This is a genomic window from Hymenobacter sp. BT18, from assembly GCF_012273015.1.
Lineage (GTDB): Bacteria > Bacteroidota > Bacteroidia > Cytophagales > Hymenobacteraceae > Hymenobacter > Hymenobacter lutimineralis.
The window spans coordinates 265,345-280,943 of sequence record NZ_CP050954.1 but is presented as its reverse complement, the minus strand read 5'-3'; the positions used below and the strand labels follow the sequence as shown (position 1 = coordinate 280,943).

The following is a 15,599-nucleotide window of genomic DNA, read 5'->3' as shown; positions in this document are numbered from 1 at the left end:
ATAGAACGTCATGCTGAGCGAAGTCGAAGCATCTCTACCTCTGGCTAATTATTGCCATTGCAACGAAGCGGTAGAGATGCTTCGGCTTCGCTCAGCAGGACTGTTCTTAGTTGAAGAGAATGAAATGACAAGTCTCTCATTCACACTCATCCATTCACCGCTAGTTGCCCAGCACGATTTCTACGCGGCGGTTTTTGGCTTTGCCGGCGGGCGTGGCGTTACTGACTACCGGTTCCTGGGCGCCGTGGGCGTACACCTGCACGCGGCCGGCGGGGAAGGCGCTGGCGCTTTTGGCTTCGAGCCAGTGCTGCACGGCCAGGGCGCGGTCTTCAGACAGCTGCTGGTTGCGCTGCGGGTCGCCGGCGTTGTCGGTGTGGCCGTGCACGGCTACTTTCAGGCGGCCGGCCACCACCAGGTCATCGAAAAGCTTGGCCAGCTGCTGCTCGGCGGCGGGGGTAAAGGAGCTCTGGCCCGTGTTGAACTCGATGTTCCAGGCCCGCTTACTCACGCTCTGGCGGATTTCATCATCGGCGGCAAACTGCTGCTGCTCGGCCGGGGCCAGGGTTTTGCCGCGGTATTTGTCCTGCAGCTTGCGCAGGGGGGCAAGGTCGAGCATCTGGTCCAGGGGTACGTAGCTGGGCAACTCCTTGGGGTAGAGGCGGTGCTGCACGTCGCCGAAGGTTTTGTACACGGCGGCGTAGATGTTGGTGCCGCCTTCGTTGAGGCCGAACAAAGCCAGGTTATCCGAGAAGTTGAAGGCCTTGGAGCCGCCCAGCTCCACCACCTCGCCGTTGCGGTCGGCCTCGCTCACGCCCTTGTAGTAGCGCAGCCAGTAAGCACCAGGCTTGTCCTTGTCGCCATACACCACGCTGGAAATATCGGCGGCGCGGCTCAGGGCCTCGGGGTGACTTTTCACCTGGTCGCCGGCCACGGCCAGGGCCGTAATCAGGCCTTCTACCTCTTTCTGGTGGGTTTCATACCAGAGCTTGGTCGTTACCATGATGTTGGGCATCTGGTTGGAGTAGTCCTTGGTGCTTACGATGTTGACCAGGCCGCCCTTCTGGCGGGCAATGTTCACGTCGCCGGGTGTCCAGGTGGCTACGGCATCGGCCACCACGTCTACTTTCACGCCGGTGTTCTTGCCGTTTACCACTTTGGTGCGCTGCTCGGGCTTGCCCAGGATGTACTTCTCGGCGGCCACCAGGAAGTCGGAAGCGGCCATAAAATTCACCGCCTCGGGGTCGTAGGTGGTTTCGTCGGGGTTGACTTTCAGGCCGTTGTCGGCGCACCACTTCAGGGCAATATTCTGGTCACCGTCGCGCAGGTAGCAGGCTACGGTTTTGCCCAGGGCGGCCTTGGGGTTGTCGAGCCACTCTTTCGGGCCCATCAACTTGTCTTCGCCGAAGCTTTTACCCACCGAGTAGGGAATAATCTGCAGGCTGGTGCCGGCCTTTTCCAACTGAGGCTGCACCGCTGAGAAGGCCGGCAGTCCGTCGCCCATGATGCTCACCAGCAGGCCCGGCGTTTCGGGGTTGCTTTGCAGGTCGAGGGCGTTTTTCACCAGGTCGGCCTGCATTTTGGCTACGTCGTCCTGGCGCACAATCTGCAGGTCCAGGCCGTTGGCTGCCATGCTGGAGCCCTGGGTGGTGCGCGGGCCACCGTTGGCCAGCATGCCCGCCATCTGCGAGTTCCAGGCCATTACTTCCCATACCACCGGCGTGCCTTTCTCGGCCGGGGTTTCGGAAGGCAAAGGAGCCAGCGGCACGGCCACGTTGGTGCGGGCGCCGCCGCTTTGAGTAGGCAGCTCAATGGAGTTCAGCAGCACCGACTCAGTGGCCGCTTTCTTGAAGACCATGCCGCTCGACACTAGCTTGTTGATGCCGAAGTACAGCAGCGCCACAAGCAGGGCGCCAATTACAATTTTACCGCGAGTTGTCATTTTATTGATGGTTGGTTTTTAGTGGTTGGTTGGGGATTCCCCGCGTGCATGTAGGAGGGGGACTAGCTCCGCTTTTAGCCTTAGTCCAGCAGGCTGGTATAGGCGTCGTTGGTGGCGGTGCGGGTCTGAGCGGTGGTGCGGGGCGCGGGCTGCTCGTCGAGCAGGGCGTTGAACTCGCCTTTCTGGTATTTCTCCAGCAGGCGTTGGCCTTTCTCGCTCATCACTCCGTTCTGGATGTCCATTTCCTTCACGAACTCCTGGGAGTAGCGCATGGCCTGCTTGATCTGGCCCAGCTGCTGGGCCATGTCCTGGGCCACGCGGTCGGTGGCCAGGTCAAAGAAGTACTTCTTGTCTGGGTCGCCGCGCAGGATGTTCATGGCGGCGCGCATGCCGCTGCTGGTGCGCTTCACCAGCTCATATTCGTCTTTCAGCAGGTTCACTTTGAACTTGCTGTTGTCGATCTGGCGCAGGGCCGCTTTCAGGATCTGGCGCATCACCAGGCTCACGTTCTGGGTGGTGGTGAGCATGGGCTGCAGGCGCTGGTTGTACTCCTGGAGCTGAGCGGCGCGGGAAGCGTAGGAGGCGGCGGCGTCGCCTTCCTGCTGGCGGGTGGCCGAGTCGGCCAGCTGCAGGTACTCGCGCATCTGCTGGTTGTTGGCTTCCAGCTTGCGCTTCACCAGCTCGTGGGCGCCTTCGATGTGGCCCACTTCTTCCTCCATCTTGCGGGCTTCCTGGCCGGTGCTGCGGATGTAGTCCTCCATGATGCCGATGGGGTCGGTGTTGACGAAGATGCCGGCGGCCGTGCGGAAAATGCGCTGCCCGGCATACCACAGCCCCGCCTTAATGCGCGGACTCGTCACGAGCAGGAACATCAGGAACAGCACGCCCAGCCCAACGCCCAGCTTCACGGTGTCGAACACCATGTCGACCAAGAAGGGCACGATGGTGCCCCAGCCGTAGATGCCGGCAGCTACGAGGCCGACGAGAAAAACCCAGCCGGCTACTTTTTCCGGCTGCTGCCACTTAGGCAAGTCGCCGGAGAGGCTGGAAGAAGCGTTGGAAAGGAGAGGAGTGTTCATGGTTGTAGGAGTTGGTTGTGGAGGATGGACCCGCGGGCTACTTCAGTAGGAAGGACTGGGTGGCCTGGCGGTGGGCTTGCAGCTCGGCCGCGGCGGCGGCATTGGCTAGCTCGTAGGAGGCCATGGCGGCCGTGGCTTTCTGGCTTTCCTGCTGGCGCTGCTGCTGCACCTGCAACAACTCCTGCTGCTTGGCTTCGAGCTGGCGCTGCAGGTCGGTAAGGACCGTTTGCAGCTGGGCTTCCTGCTGCTGCAGCTGCACCAGGGTGCTGGGCGGCTGGTTTGGAATCTTGATTTCGCCGAGCTTTTCGCGGTGCCGCTCCAGGATGTGGTTGCGGTCGGCGGTGAGCTTGCGCTCAAACTCCTCGGCCGAAGCCAGCAGTCCCGGCAAGTCCAGGCCCGTCACGGCTGAAAAGGCGTTGAAGGCCGTTTGGTAGAGGATGGGCCCACTCAGTCCGCTAGCCCCCAGGCTTTTTACCATTTTGGTGTAGGCCACGAAGTCCTTGCCGTTGCCCGTGAGCAGGCTCTGAATGTGGTCGAGGTGGCGCTGCTCGGGCTGGTTAACCAGGGGAGCCGGAGCCGAGTAAGCCATGCCCGCTGGGGTGAAGGCCGGGGGAGTAGCATTCGGCAGCGGCCGGGCCGAAGCAGGCGTGGGGGAAGTGGATTCCTCGCCTTCCTCAATGAAGAAGTCTTTGGCCGCTTTGGCGAGGTTGTCGAAGATGGGCATTGGTCAGGCGGTGTTTGGTTGATGGTAGCCTATTGCCAAACCCGGTGCCGCCCGCAGCTACAGTAGCTGGATAATGATGTATATAATTGATAATGAATAAGTAAAAATAAAATAGGACGACAGTAAATTTTCTGCAAAACGAAAAACCCTTCCATTTTGGAAGGGTCGGTTTTCAGAATGAAGCTGTCTAAGCCGTCATGCTGAGCGGAGCCGAAGCATCTCTACCGCTTAGCCTGCATCATTCAACGAAGCGGTAGAGATGCTTCGACAAGCTCAGCAGGACGTTCAGTTTACAATGCCGTAATCATCTACACCTTGCTACCGAGCGATTCGCTGGCGCAGACACCATGTGCTATGGATTTACCGCCCAATGGCTAGTCCTGCGTCGGGTTTCGGCCGTCGATAGTGCCGCGGCTGCTGAGCACCCGGAAGCGCGCGAACATCTCCTCCCCGTACCAGTCCTCCTGGCGGGTGAGCTTGATGACTTCTTTGTGTTTTTCGCTGCGATAGGCGTAGTCCTGCATGGCCTGGGCCGAGGTCCACAAACTAAAGGTGGCCTGGCGCACGACGGGCAGCTCGCCCAGGCCAATAGCCGCCAGCACGCCGGGGGCCTGGGCAATGGTAGCGCTGGTAGGCGCCACGTACCGCCAGAAGCGCGGCGTTTTGTGCCAGCGGATAGAGGCGCGGGTAAGCACCGCCACCGGCCCATCGGCAGCCGGACTGGTATCGGGATAATCAAATGGGTTCTGCCCGTCCCATAGCCCGTGCGACTTGATTGGGGCCAGCTGGGCCGTCCAGATTTCCTGGCACCGCCGCTCGTATTCCTGCCACAGTGGGTGGGTATTGAAGAAATCTGCCGCCGCCGCTTCCGTCTCCCACACGGCCATAAAGCCATAGCGCAGCAGGTTGGGCAGGGCCCCGAAGCCCCCGGCTCCGCTGCCCAGCAGCTTCTGAAACCGCAGCCCGGGTACGCGCTGCAGAGGGCGTTGGGCCGTGCCCATCTGCGCAAACCCCCAGCGTTTCTGGTTGGGGTGCAGCGTCAGCAGAGAAATAGTGGTTAGATGCAAGGGAGGAGAGGTATAAATTACAGGCTAGTTCCCCTTCTTTCAAAAGGAGGGGTGCCCGGAGGGCGGGGAGGTAAAACTAGAGCTACAGGGTCAGAGTTAACAAGTCAAGGAAGGATTTGCTTGCTCTACCCCTCGTTCCAACAAATTTTCCTGTCCCGACCTGCGGCTACTCTTTTGTAAAAAAGAAGGGAAGTTTTTTAGCCCCTGGTTGCCCAATGCATAAAAAAGGCCGGAAGCAGTTCCGGCCTTTTTCTTAAAAATGCTAGCAGGATTACTGCACGTTCACTTTGGCGTGCTCGTTCACGTCATCGGACTTGCTCCGCTCGCCGGTGGCCAGGGCGCGCACGTAGGCATAAGCTCGCGTGAGCACAGAGCTGGGCGTATCCCAGTACTCGCCTTTGTCGATTTCCACTTTCAGGATGAAGATGCTCGGGTCATCTTTGCCGCCGGGAAACCAGGCGCGCAGGGGCTCACTCCACAGTTCATCAATTTTCGCCTGGTCGCGGTAAGCGTTGGCGCGGCCCGAAACCGAGACGTACACGTTCTTTTCGGGGTTGGCGAAGCTCAGGTTTACCTGGCTGTCCTTCTTCACTTCGTACACTTTCGCCGATTCCTTGTCGGTCAGGAACAGCAGCGCGCCCGAGCCATCGGGCTTTTGGGTGTACATGGGGCGGCTGCGCAGGGAGTGGTCCTCGTCGGTGGTGGTGAGCATGGCAATGCGCACATCCTGGATTTTTTCCAGCAGGGTAGCTAAGTCGTTGGTGACGGGTGTTTGGTCGGCCATGGGGCAGGAGGTTGAAGAATAGTAAATCAGAGAAACGCCCCGCACGGGCGGAGCGGGCCACCAAAGTGGGCCTGCCAGAAGTACGGCCCGCGCTACGGTCGGGTTCGGGTGCAGCCCAGGTTGCCCGGATTTTCCCGACCTTCCGCCCCCAATGAACTTCCTGGCTCACCTGCTGCTCTCCGGCCCGCCCACCACCCCCGACTACGCCGACATCGTCGTGGGCAACTTCGCGGCCGAGGCCGTGCGGGGCCGGGCCGCCGTGCTGGCTTACCCCGAAGCGGTGCAGCGCGGCATCCGCCTCCACCGCTTTATCGACTCCTTCACCGACGCCCACCCCGTGGTGCGCCGCACCACTGCCCGCCTGCGCGCGGCTGGGCTGGGCAAGTGGGCCGGCGTCGTGTCCGACGTAGGCTTCGACCACCTGCTGGCCCGCGACTTTGCCGGGTTTCACTACGATGCCGCCGAGCCCCTGCCCGCGTTTGCCCAGCGCATGTACGCCCTGCTGCACGCCCGCCGCGCCGAGCTGCCGCCGCGCCTGCAGCACATGCTCCAGTACATGCGCCAGGGCGACTGGCTTACCGGCTACGCCCACCCCGAGGGCCTGCGCAACGCCTTGCTGGGCCTAAGCCGCCGCGTGCCGCAGGCCGAGGTGCTGGCTACCGGCGCGGCCGCGTTTCTTGCTGAACTGCCGGCCTATGAGGCGGATTTCCGGGAGTTCTGGCCGGAACTGCGGGTGGGGGCGGAAAAAATCTTATTCGTTTAGAAATAAATGATATTAGAATTAAGCCCCCAGCGTCTGTCTTTGTTCACCAACAATTCTTTAACAATAGAATTCTTATTTAACACAGAATTAGGCACATACCCGGTCCAGAAATCTGTGATTTTGTTTTCATGTATATCAAATAATAATACCCGTCGGGATGAGCCTTCGCCACCTAAATTATACACTAACATGACGGTCTGGGTACCTACGCCTAAGTAGAGTAACTGTCTTCTCGGTAGTTCTTCCCAAATGACATCAGTGGCGTTGTAGCGTTGTCCATAATCTGCCATAGCAAATGGCTCACGGTAGAGGCTGTCGTTCTGGTGTAGAAAGGCAGAAACGACAGGAGGAATAGCACTGACTTTTCTATATTCAACCAAATAGTCTTGCTGCACCTTTGCTATGAGGCTCATCAAGTTCTGATTGGCTAAAATAGCTGTTGTATCAGGTAAGTATTTCGGATACTTCTTAAGCGGTTTTGGGTTCGACTTAGTTGCAGAAGTAGCGGATACAGGCTGTCTTATACCTTCATCAGATTTACCGTGGCAGGAGGAGAGGGTAACGAGGTAAACCAGGGCGGCCCAGTTGGCCAAGCAGGAGAATAGGGAAAATTGGCGCATGTCCCTTGAAAATAAGAAAACGGGACCAATTGGCCCCGTTTTCCGTTGTGAAGTCAAATTGACTTAGTGATGGTGCCCGCCTTCGCCGTGCACGTGGCCGTGGTCGAGCTCCTCACGGGTGGCGTCGCGCACGGCGGCTACTTTGCCGTCGAAGTGCATGACCATGCCGGCTAGGGGGTGGTTGAAGTCCATTTTCACTACTTCGTCGCTGATTTCCACGATTTTGCCCTGCATGTGGTTGCCCTGGTTATCGGCCATGGGCAGGAAGTTGCCTACCTGCAGCATCTCGTTGTCGAGCTGCCCGTCGATTTCGAAGACGTTTTTGGGAATTTCCACCACGGCCTGCTGGTCGTAGTCGCCGTAGGCCTGCTCGGGGGTGAGGGAGAAGGTGAACGTGTCGCCGGCTTGCTTGCCGTTGAGCTGGTTCTCGAATTCTTCGGGCAGGCCGCTCTGGCCAAACAGGAAGACCATGGGTGCATCGGCCTCGGCCGATTCTACCAATACTTTCTCTTGATTCTCGTCGGTTACGCTCAGGTCGTAGGTGATAGTAACGACTTTGTTTTCGCTGATTTGAGCCATGCTGCGGGTGGACGCTGGCGCCCGGGGGATAGAAATGGATGGTTGGGTTTCAGCTAGCTAGTTACGGAAATAGCCCGAAATAGTCGGTGCAGCGGCGCAGTTTCGCGAGCATCCGGCACGTAGCCAAGTAGTTGCAGCCGCACTGGCATCGGCAGGAGCCGCAGCCGCTTATTCTTCGTCGCTCCAGATGGCCACGAAGGGCTCCTGCTCACCCACGCGGTAGCCCCGGCGCATGATGTTGGTGTTGGTTTCCAGGGCAATGTTGCCCTCTCTGTCAACGGCAATCATGCCTTTGTCGCCCTTCAGGTCTTCGTCGCGCAGCTCTATGGCGGCCCGGCAGGCTTCCTCTACGGGCAGGCCCTTGTATTTCACCAAGGCGTACACCCCGTGGGCCAGGGCACCGCGCAGGATAACTTCGCCGTCGCCGGTAGCTGAGACGGCGCAGGCCTCGTTGCTGGCGTAGGAGCCGCCCCCAATTACCGGACTGTCGCCCACGCGGCCTTTCAGCTGGCCTTCGATGCCGCCGGTGCTGGTGGCCACGGCCAGGTTGCCATCCTGGTCGAGGGCCACGGCGCCCACGGTATCTTTCTGGGATACTTTAGCTTCTTCCTGCATGATTTCCAGCCACTCCTGCTGGGCCTTTTCCGTGATGAAATAATGCACTGCTTCCATGTCAAGGCCGTGCTGCAGGGCAAATTCAATGGCACCTTCCCCGGAGAGGTACACATGCTCGCACTTTTCCATCACCGTGCGGGCCAGGCTAACGGGGTTTTTGACGTAGCGCACACCCTCTACGGCCCCGGCTTTCAGCGTTTTGCCGTCCATGATGGAGGCATCCATCTGTACCTCGCCCTGCTTGTTGAGGCTGCTGCCCCGGCCGGCGTTGAAGTGCTCATTGTTTTCCATACTGTTCACGGCGGCTTCCACGGCGTCGAGGGCCGAGCCCCCGCGGTGCAGCACTTCCCAGCCAGCTTGTAGAGCATCATGGAGGCCTTCACGCTGGGCAGCTTCTTCCTCGGGGGGTAGCTCGCTGGGGTCCATGGTAACGGCGCCTCCGTGAATGACAATAGCGTACTTATTCATAACTACAAGGTGGTTTTGGAAGGATGGTAGTGCTGCATACGCACATAAAAAAGCCCCGTTTCTGAGGACGGGGCTTTTCAGGGTTAATAGCAGGCATCCGGAAAAACACGGAGGCCAGAGCGAATTCACTGGGTTGTTACTGCAACTCCCAGGCCGTGCGGTAGGCCCCGATGCTTTCCACATAATCGAGAAAAGCCTTGTAGAACGGATGCCCGCCCAGGGTGGCCGAGTCGCCCACGATGAGGAGCTTGCGGCGGGCGCGCGTCATGCCCACGTTCATGCGGCGAATGTCGCTCAGGAAGCCAATTTCTCCCTGAGGGTTTGAGCGCGTGAGGGTAATGGCAATAATGTCGCGCTCCTGGCCCTGAAACGAGTCGACGGTGCCAATGCTGAGCATGCGGTGCTCCATCAGGCCTACCAATTCATCGTTGTCTTCCACGGCATCCTTGAGGTAGTTGATCTGGGCGCGGTAGGGGGCAATAACACCGATAGTGAGCAGATCCTCGGTGTGGTCGGCCGGGTCGTAGACTTCCAGCAGCTGAGAAAGGCGTTTGAGCAGCAGATCGGCTTCTTCGGGGTTGGCAATGGAGCGGCTTTCCTCGATGCCCAGCTCCTGGAAGCCGAAGCCGGCCGTGTCCAGAAACTCCACGGCCATGTCGGGGGCAAACCGCAGGTCGTAGGCGGGCAGGTCGGCGTGGGCCACGGTGAGCGCGGCCTTCAGCCGGCCTTCGTAAAACTGCTCCGAGCTGAACTCCATGATCTGCTCGTGCATGCGGTACTGCAACTCCAGCATGCGGGCCGTGTCGGGCTGGCGCTTGATGCACTTCTCAAACAGCGTTTCGCGCAACCCCTGGGCGGCCGCCTTCTCGCTTTTCACGGTGGGCGGCAGCTGCTGATGGTCGCCGGCCAGCACCACGCGGTTCGCCTTCGTGATGGGAATCCAGCAGCCCGGCTCCAGGGCCTGGGCCGCCTCGTCAATAAACACCGTTTCGTAGGTGAGGTGGCGAATGGCGCGGTTGCCGGCCCCCACCAGCGTGCAGGTAATCACCTGCACCTTCTCCAGCAGGTCCTCGGTGATGTAGCGTTCCAGGTTGTCGGAATCCTGGAGCATGAGGTGGGCCTGTTCTTTCAACATCCGGCGCTGCTCCCGCTCTTCCCAGCCGAAATGGCGCTTGAACTTGCCGGCCTGCTCGCGGTACTGCTCGGCCGTTTGGCGCATGCTTTTCAGCTCGGGGTAGCTTTTGTGCGCCATAATCTGGGCATCAAGCGTGTGCTCCAGCAGCAGGTCCGACACGCGCGAGGGGTTACCCATGCGAATCACGTTCACCCCGCGCTCAGCCAGCTTTTCGGTGAGCAAGTCCACGGCCGTGTTACTGGGCGCGCACACCAGCACGCGCCGCTCGCGGCGGATGGTTTCCAGGATGGCCTGCACCAAGGTGGTAGTTTTGCCGGTGCCGGGCGGGCCATGAATGATGGCCACATCCTGGGCCGCCAGCACGTGGCGCACAGCCGCTAGCTGACTTTCATTCAGGGGCGAAGGGTAGTAGAGCTGAGCTTCGGCTTCGGGCTTGTAGCGGGCCGGTTTGGCACCCAGCAGCACGTCGCGCAGCTCGGCCAGCCGGCTTTCGTAGGCGCCCATGACTTTGCCCAGGGCGTACTCCATCTCGCGGTAGCTCACCTCGTCGAAGGTCAGGTCCACGCCCAGCTTGCCTTCCTCCACCCAGTCGGGCAAATCCTCTTTGGTGGTGGCCAGCAGGATTTTGTTGCGCTTCACGCTGGTGATAACGCCCGAGAGCGTGGGCCGGTCGGAGCCCGAGCGGCCCGGAATGTTGCCGAACAACGCCGCGTTTTTGCCCACCTGAAACAGGTGCAGCCCGGCCTGGCCCGAGGGGCGCTCCAGCTCAATAACGAGCTTGCCGCCGAAACCAATGTCTTCCTTCGTGATTTTGACCGGGTACCAGGTTAGGCCCCGCTTCTGTCGCTCGGCAATAGTAGCCTGGGCGCTCTTGATTTTGAATTGTTCGAGGTCCTCCTGCTGCTCGAGCTTCATGAGGGCCTGCACCTTGCGCAGCTCTTTCTCGATGGCGTAAGGGTCGGTATAGGTAGGTTGTTCAGCCAACTGATGGGTTCTTTTTGCGAATCGTTGATAACAACGAAAGCGGGGAAAAGGTGGCCGAAGGTCGGGAGGAATTACCTTCCTTCTGTATCAAGGTAATCTTTGATGTATTGTTTGCACTTCTGAGCTACATCTTCCAATAGGCTCTGTTTCTTGACTTGAGAAGGCTGATTGTTGGACTTGCGCAAGTAATGGATGAGATGATTTACTGACTTATATAGTTCATGGTCATTGTCTTGGAATTCACGCCATAAGATGGCGCTTACTTGATCTAAAGAATCCTCTATGTTCTCCTGTGTTAAGGGTTGTGTATCAACAGAGTCACTTATTGCTAGTAAGACTTGACTGCGTGTTTTACCCGCAGGATTGCCCCATTTTTTAGGTTGTGATATATACGTTACCGAACCGTCAGGATTTCGATAACCGACTTGCCGAGCTGGGGCTTTTTCTTCCATAAATTGTACGAAATTATGACTAAGCCGCCGCCAGCAACACCTCCGCCGAAATACCCAAATTATCGTGCAGCGCCTTCATCATTTTGGCGGTGAGCTTGCGTCTGCGGTTCAGGATTTCGCTCACGCGGCTTTCCCCGCCCAGCCACTCGGCCAGGTCGCGCTGGCGCAGGCCCCGTTCCTGCATTTTGTACTTGATGTACTCGATGGGGTCGGGCTCAGGAATGGGGTGGTGGACAGCGTCGTAGGCCTGTATCAGCGTGGTCAGCACATCCAACTCATCAAACTCTGCGGAGCCAGGCGCGGCCTCGAAGATACTCTCGATGCGGGCCATAGCCTGCTGGTAGTCGGCGGCGTTACGAATGGGTTTGATGGCGCTCATATAGTAGCAGCGTTGATGGTGTCGTATTGGGCATGGGTGCCGATGAACCGAATGAAAACAATGCCGGCGGCGTAGTTAATCGCAACAATTAGGCGAAAGTCATTGCCTTTGATGTTGAAGACTACGCGGTTGTTGCCTACGATGCTGGCGTTGCCATACTGCGCTTTCACGTCGTTCGGATTCTGCCAGGTAGCCTGCACGGTGTCTTTATACCACACCTGCAACGGTAGTGCCGCCGCCGGGTACTTCTCCCAGAATTGGCGCAGGGGGGCCTTCGTAATGATGCGCATGAAGTTTAAAGATACAATAACTTACCAAATATGTAAGAAGTTCGTGTTCTGCATGACGAGCCAATTTCAATTCACCCTTCCAGCAGCCCGGTTTCATCCTTGAGGGCCACGCCCGAGAGCTGGCGGCGCAACGACTCCTGGATCAGATAGAACAGCTTATCAGCGGCGGCCACATACGATAATCCCTCGGGGCGGATGTTGGACACGCAGTTGCGGGCTTCGTCGGTGCGGCCGGGGCGGGGGGCGTAGGTGAGGTAAGCTCCGAGGCTGTGCGGGGCGCTCAGGCCCGGCCGCTCGCCAATGAGCATCAGCGCCAGCCGCGCCCCCAGCACTTCCCCGATGTCGTCGCTGAGAGCTACGCGGGCCTGCTCGGCCAGCACCACGGGCGCGAGGCGGAAGCCGGCCTGCCGCAGCTTCGGCAGCAACTCGTGCAGCAGGGGCAGGGCATGCTCGTTTACGGCGGTGGCTGATAGACCATCGGCCAGGATAATCACTACGGCTGCTTCGGGGGCCGCAGCTTCCTGCATCTGTTGCCGGCACTCCTCGGCTAATTGGCGCCCGTAGTCGGGGCGGTGGAGGTACTGCTCGCGGGTTTCGGCGCGGCTGCGCACGGTGCACACCGGCAGCGCGAGAGTCTTCAGGCCGGCGGTGAGGTGGGGCAGGTCGAGGGTCGAGTACACGGCGTCGCGGGCGTGGGCGTGGGCCAGCCGGAACGCCAGTGACTCCCGCAGTGGTACGCTGGTGCCGGTGCGGCCCAGGGCAATGCGGGCGGCGGTGTAGGCCCGCAAGCCGGCCCAAGGGTCGTCGGGCGGTGGGGTGTGGGGATGAACAGGCGTTTGCATATATGGGCTGGCCTTTAAGGTACTTTTATGATATCATACAATAGATTTAATTGTTCTAAATCACATGGCGTAATTTGAATAGTATCATTCATTATGATGTCTTCTATACCTGTTAAAAAATTGCGTTTGGTATCTGAGTGATTAATCTAGTTAATTATTTTTAGTGAGATGAACTTGTCGCCGAAAGGATTAGATAGCTTGCGAGTATTAATTGGGTTGGAAATTTGAAAATATAAGTATTGAAAATGCAAAGTGCTTTCAATACTGTTGTTATCCTTCCAGTATTCTAAAAGAGTGTCTATATCAAAACTACCGAGCCACAACATGATTAATATAGAGTCGATGCCTTCGTATTCAGTTGGCAATGGATAAATAGATAAACAATACTTGAAATATTCAAGAGAGAATCTGTTGAGGAAAGTAAGTTCAGCTGATGTCCATTCGCTTTTATCGAAAGGAGTGAGTCTTTTAAATGATAGCTCTGGTGAATGGGAAGGGAATTGAAAATGGCTTGCTAGCTCAATGTATCTTGGTAGAAAATGTTTTAATTCACTGATAGGAGTTTTGCCTGTGGATGCTTCATCATTGTATTTACCCAATAGGTCCTTTGGTATATCGTGAACAGGAAGACTTGCCAAAAGAGCTTCATTATTAATATTCATGCAGCATTCGGTGCAGATATCTAGAGGACGAGCGGCCTTGTACTTTGAGAAAATTCGATAAGCAGTTTTAATAATTTCTTTCATCGAACTCTATAGTATAGAAATGATACAATATGATTGAATAAATACTAAGTAAACTGCTCCACCAGCTCCGCCGCCTGCGGAAACTCCGCAACCAGTGCCGCTCGTTCGGCCAACTCAAAATCAGCGAAATCGAAGCCGGGAGCCACGGTGCAGCTGACCAGCGCGTAGCCCGCACTATGTTGCAGGTGGGCCGCAAACCACGTATTGGCCGGGATAACAGCCTGGGGTAATTCGCCATTGGCCAAGTCACTGCCGAGGACGAGGCGCGTTGGCTGGCCGTCTGTGAGCAGGATGATTTCCAGCGGCTGTCCCTGGTGGAAAAACCACAGTTCATCGGATTTGATGCGGTGGAAGTGCGACTTGTCCTCGTTTTCGAGCAGGTAGTAAATGGCCGTACTGAGGTGGCGGGTATGGCCTTCGGCCGTTGCCAGCGTTTGGGCAGCGCGGTAGGTTTCGCGGTAGTAGCCGCCCTCCGGGTGGGGCGTCAGGTGCAGGTGACGGATGATGTCCTGGGCAGTCATGCAGTTGGGTTGAAAAAAGAAGGCGTGCCGGGCGCTAAGTTCGAGGTTTCAGTCCGCCCGCACCCAGCAGCCTATGCCCCGCCGAAGCCGGCAGTAGCTGGCCTTGCTCTCCGAAGATACCCTGATGCTGGAGCCAGGCCTCAAATTCGGGGGCGGGCCGCAGGCCGAGCACCTGGCGCAGGTAGAGGGCATCGTGGAAAGAGGTGGACTGGTAGCCCAGCATGATGTCGTCGGCGCCGGGGATGCCCATGATGAAGGTGCAGCCGGCCACGCCCAGCAGCGTGAGCAGGGTGTCCATGTCGTCCTGGTCGGCCTCGGCGTGGTTGGTGTAGCACACGTCCACGCCCATGGGCAGGCCCAGCAGCTTACCGCAGAAATGGTCTTCCAGGGCCGCCCGGATGATCTGCTTGCCGTCGTAGAGATACTCAGGACCAATGAAGCCGACCACCGAATTCACCAGCAGCGGCCGGAACTGCCGGGCTACGGCGTAGGCGCGGGCCTCGCAGGTCTGCTGGTCGAGGCCGTGGTGGGCATTGGCGCTCAGGGCGCTGCCCTGGCCGGTTTCGAAGTACATGACGTTCTGGCCGAGCGTACCCCGGTTCAGGCTCAGGGTAGCTTCATGGGCTTCCCGCAAAAGGCCTAAGCTCACCCCAAAGCTGGCGTTGGTGGCCTCGGTGCCCCCGATGGACTGAAACGTGAGGTCCACGGGTGCGCCCTGGCGGATCAGCTCCAGGGTGGTGGTGACGTGGCCGAGCACGCAGGTCTGAGTCGGAATCTGGAACTGCTCCCGCACGCCGTCGAGCAGCTCCAGCAGCTGGCGGATAGCGCGGGGACTGTCGGTGGCGGGGTTGATGCCCAGTACGGCGTCGCCGCTGCCGTAGAGCAGGCCATCCACGAGGCTGGCGGCAATGCCCCGGACGTCGTCGGTGGGGTGGTTGGGCTGCAGGCGGGTAGCCAAGCGGCCGCCCAGCCCCAGCGTGTTGCGAAACCGGGTAATCACCTCACACTTGCGGGCTACGCCAATGAGCTCCTGGTTGCGCAGCAGCTTGCTTACGGCGGCCACCATTTCGGGCGTGAGGCCGGGAGCGAGGCCCTGCAACGCCACCGTATCCGCCGATTTCGACAGCAGCCAGTTGCGCAGCTGACCCACGGTGAAGGCGCTAATGGGCGCAAACGCGGCTGCGTCGTGGGTGTCCAGAATAAGGCGGGTGACGTCGTCCTGCTCGTAGGGGACCAGGGCCTCGGTAAGAAATCGGCGCAGCGGCACGTCGGCCAAGGCGTACTGGGCCGCCACGCGCTCCTCGTAGGTATTGGCCGCCACGCCGGCCAGCTGGTCGCCGGAGCGCAGGGGCGAGGCCCGCGCCAGCAGCGTCTTCAGATCCGGGAAAGTGTACGTGCGCTGGCGGATGGTATGGCGGTACATGGTGTTAGTAGTGAGTAATCGGTATTAAGTAATGAGACTCGTTCTGGCGGCTGTAGAGACGCGACACTTCGCGTCGCGTCGTTGGTGAGGTTGTTTTTATTGACCGTCATGCTGAGCTTATCGAAACAGCTCTACCGCTTCGTTTTATTACCAGTACGATCAGTACGACGTCAGCACGCAAGATTCCTC

Annotated in this window: 17 protein-coding genes; 1 reads left to right on the top strand and 16 read right to left on the bottom strand. The window is 58.7% G+C overall.

The window, feature by feature from the left end; translation table 11 throughout:
- Nucleotides 1-160: 160 nt before the first annotated feature.
- The 5 genes from HER32_RS01260 to HER32_RS01240 form a co-directional block, all read right to left on the bottom strand.
- Nucleotides 161-1,939, bottom strand: a complete 1,779-nt coding sequence (locus HER32_RS01260; protein ID WP_149072593.1) for an OmpA family protein — start codon at nucleotides 1,937-1,939, stop codon at nucleotides 161-163.
- A gap of 80 nt (nucleotides 1,940-2,019) precedes the next feature.
- Nucleotides 2,020-3,018, bottom strand: a complete 999-nt coding sequence (locus HER32_RS01255) for a hypothetical protein (protein WP_168679884.1) — start codon at nucleotides 3,016-3,018, stop codon at nucleotides 2,020-2,022.
- Between the two features lie 37 nt (nucleotides 3,019-3,055).
- Nucleotides 3,056-3,742, bottom strand: a complete 687-nt coding sequence (locus HER32_RS01250) for a hypothetical protein (protein ID WP_168679883.1) — start codon at nucleotides 3,740-3,742, stop codon at nucleotides 3,056-3,058.
- 374 nt (nucleotides 3,743-4,116) lie between these two features.
- Entirely contained in the window at nucleotides 4,117-4,809 is a 693-nt protein-coding gene (locus HER32_RS01245) for a spheroidene monooxygenase (RefSeq protein ID WP_232066336.1), read from the bottom strand.
- Nucleotides 4,810-5,080: 271 nt separating this feature from the next.
- Nucleotides 5,081-5,593, bottom strand: a complete 513-nt coding sequence (locus tag HER32_RS01240) for a pyridoxamine 5'-phosphate oxidase family protein (RefSeq protein WP_168679881.1) — start codon at nucleotides 5,591-5,593, stop codon at nucleotides 5,081-5,083.
- Nucleotides 5,594-5,744: 151 nt separating this feature from the next.
- On the opposite strand from HER32_RS01240, the gene HER32_RS01235 reads away from it, so the two are divergent.
- Nucleotides 5,745-6,356: an ACP phosphodiesterase gene (locus HER32_RS01235; protein ID WP_168679879.1), complete on the top strand. Its 612-nt coding sequence runs from the start codon at nucleotides 5,745-5,747 to the stop codon at nucleotides 6,354-6,356.
- Here the strand turns inward: HER32_RS01235 and HER32_RS01230 are convergent.
- The 11 genes from HER32_RS01230 to HER32_RS01180 all read right to left on the bottom strand — a co-directional run bounded on the left by HER32_RS01230 (nucleotide 6,353) and on the right by HER32_RS01180 (nucleotide 15,410).
- The gene (locus HER32_RS01230) at nucleotides 6,353-6,976 is read right to left on the bottom strand and encodes a hypothetical protein (RefSeq protein ID WP_168679877.1); all 624 of its coding nucleotides are present in this window, start codon (nucleotides 6,974-6,976) and stop codon (nucleotides 6,353-6,355) included. The genes HER32_RS01235 and HER32_RS01230 overlap by 4 nt on opposite strands.
- 63 nt (nucleotides 6,977-7,039) lie before the next feature.
- The gene (locus HER32_RS01225) at nucleotides 7,040-7,555 is read right to left on the bottom strand and encodes a peptidylprolyl isomerase (RefSeq protein ID WP_168679875.1); all 516 of its coding nucleotides are present in this window, start codon (nucleotides 7,553-7,555) and stop codon (nucleotides 7,040-7,042) included.
- Nucleotides 7,556-7,723: 168 nt separating this feature from the next.
- Nucleotides 7,724-8,638, bottom strand: a complete 915-nt coding sequence (locus HER32_RS01220) for an isoaspartyl peptidase/L-asparaginase family protein (protein ID WP_168679873.1) — start codon at nucleotides 8,636-8,638, stop codon at nucleotides 7,724-7,726.
- Nucleotides 8,639-8,774: 136 nt separating this feature from the next.
- The gene (locus HER32_RS01215; RefSeq protein WP_168679871.1) at nucleotides 8,775-10,757 is read right to left on the bottom strand and encodes an AAA domain-containing protein; all 1,983 of its coding nucleotides are present in this window, start codon (nucleotides 10,755-10,757) and stop codon (nucleotides 8,775-8,777) included.
- A 71-nt stretch (nucleotides 10,758-10,828) separates the two neighbouring features.
- Complete coding sequence (locus HER32_RS01210; protein ID WP_168679870.1) at nucleotides 10,829-11,209, bottom strand: hypothetical protein; 381 nt, start codon at nucleotides 11,207-11,209, stop codon at nucleotides 10,829-10,831.
- Nucleotides 11,210-11,228: 19 nt separating this feature from the next.
- Nucleotides 11,229-11,588, bottom strand: a complete 360-nt coding sequence (locus HER32_RS01205) for a type II toxin-antitoxin system HigA family antitoxin (RefSeq protein WP_149072838.1) — start codon at nucleotides 11,586-11,588, stop codon at nucleotides 11,229-11,231.
- The gene (locus HER32_RS01200) at nucleotides 11,585-11,878 is read right to left on the bottom strand and encodes a type II toxin-antitoxin system HigB family toxin (protein ID WP_149072839.1); all 294 of its coding nucleotides are present in this window, start codon (nucleotides 11,876-11,878) and stop codon (nucleotides 11,585-11,587) included. The genes HER32_RS01205 and HER32_RS01200 overlap by 4 nt, the downstream gene beginning before the upstream one ends.
- A gap of 71 nt (nucleotides 11,879-11,949) precedes the next feature.
- The gene (gene eutC / locus HER32_RS01195) at nucleotides 11,950-12,720 is read right to left on the bottom strand and encodes an ethanolamine ammonia-lyase subunit EutC (RefSeq protein ID WP_149072840.1); all 771 of its coding nucleotides are present in this window, start codon (nucleotides 12,718-12,720) and stop codon (nucleotides 11,950-11,952) included.
- Nucleotides 12,721-12,866: 146 nt separating this feature from the next.
- Nucleotides 12,867-13,466 (bottom strand): hypothetical protein, encoded by a 600-nt coding sequence (locus HER32_RS01190; protein WP_168679869.1) that lies wholly within the window; start codon nucleotides 13,464-13,466, stop codon nucleotides 12,867-12,869.
- A gap of 44 nt (nucleotides 13,467-13,510) precedes the next feature.
- Nucleotides 13,511-13,987 carry a cupin domain-containing protein gene (locus tag HER32_RS01185; protein WP_149072842.1) on the bottom strand — a complete coding sequence of 159 codons (477 nt, stop codon included), beginning with the start codon at nucleotides 13,985-13,987 and terminating at the stop codon, nucleotides 13,511-13,513.
- A gap of 34 nt (nucleotides 13,988-14,021) precedes the next feature.
- Nucleotides 14,022-15,410, bottom strand: a complete 1,389-nt coding sequence (locus tag HER32_RS01180; RefSeq protein ID WP_168679868.1) for an ethanolamine ammonia-lyase subunit EutB — start codon at nucleotides 15,408-15,410, stop codon at nucleotides 14,022-14,024.
- Between the last annotated feature and the right edge of the window lie 189 nt (nucleotides 15,411-15,599).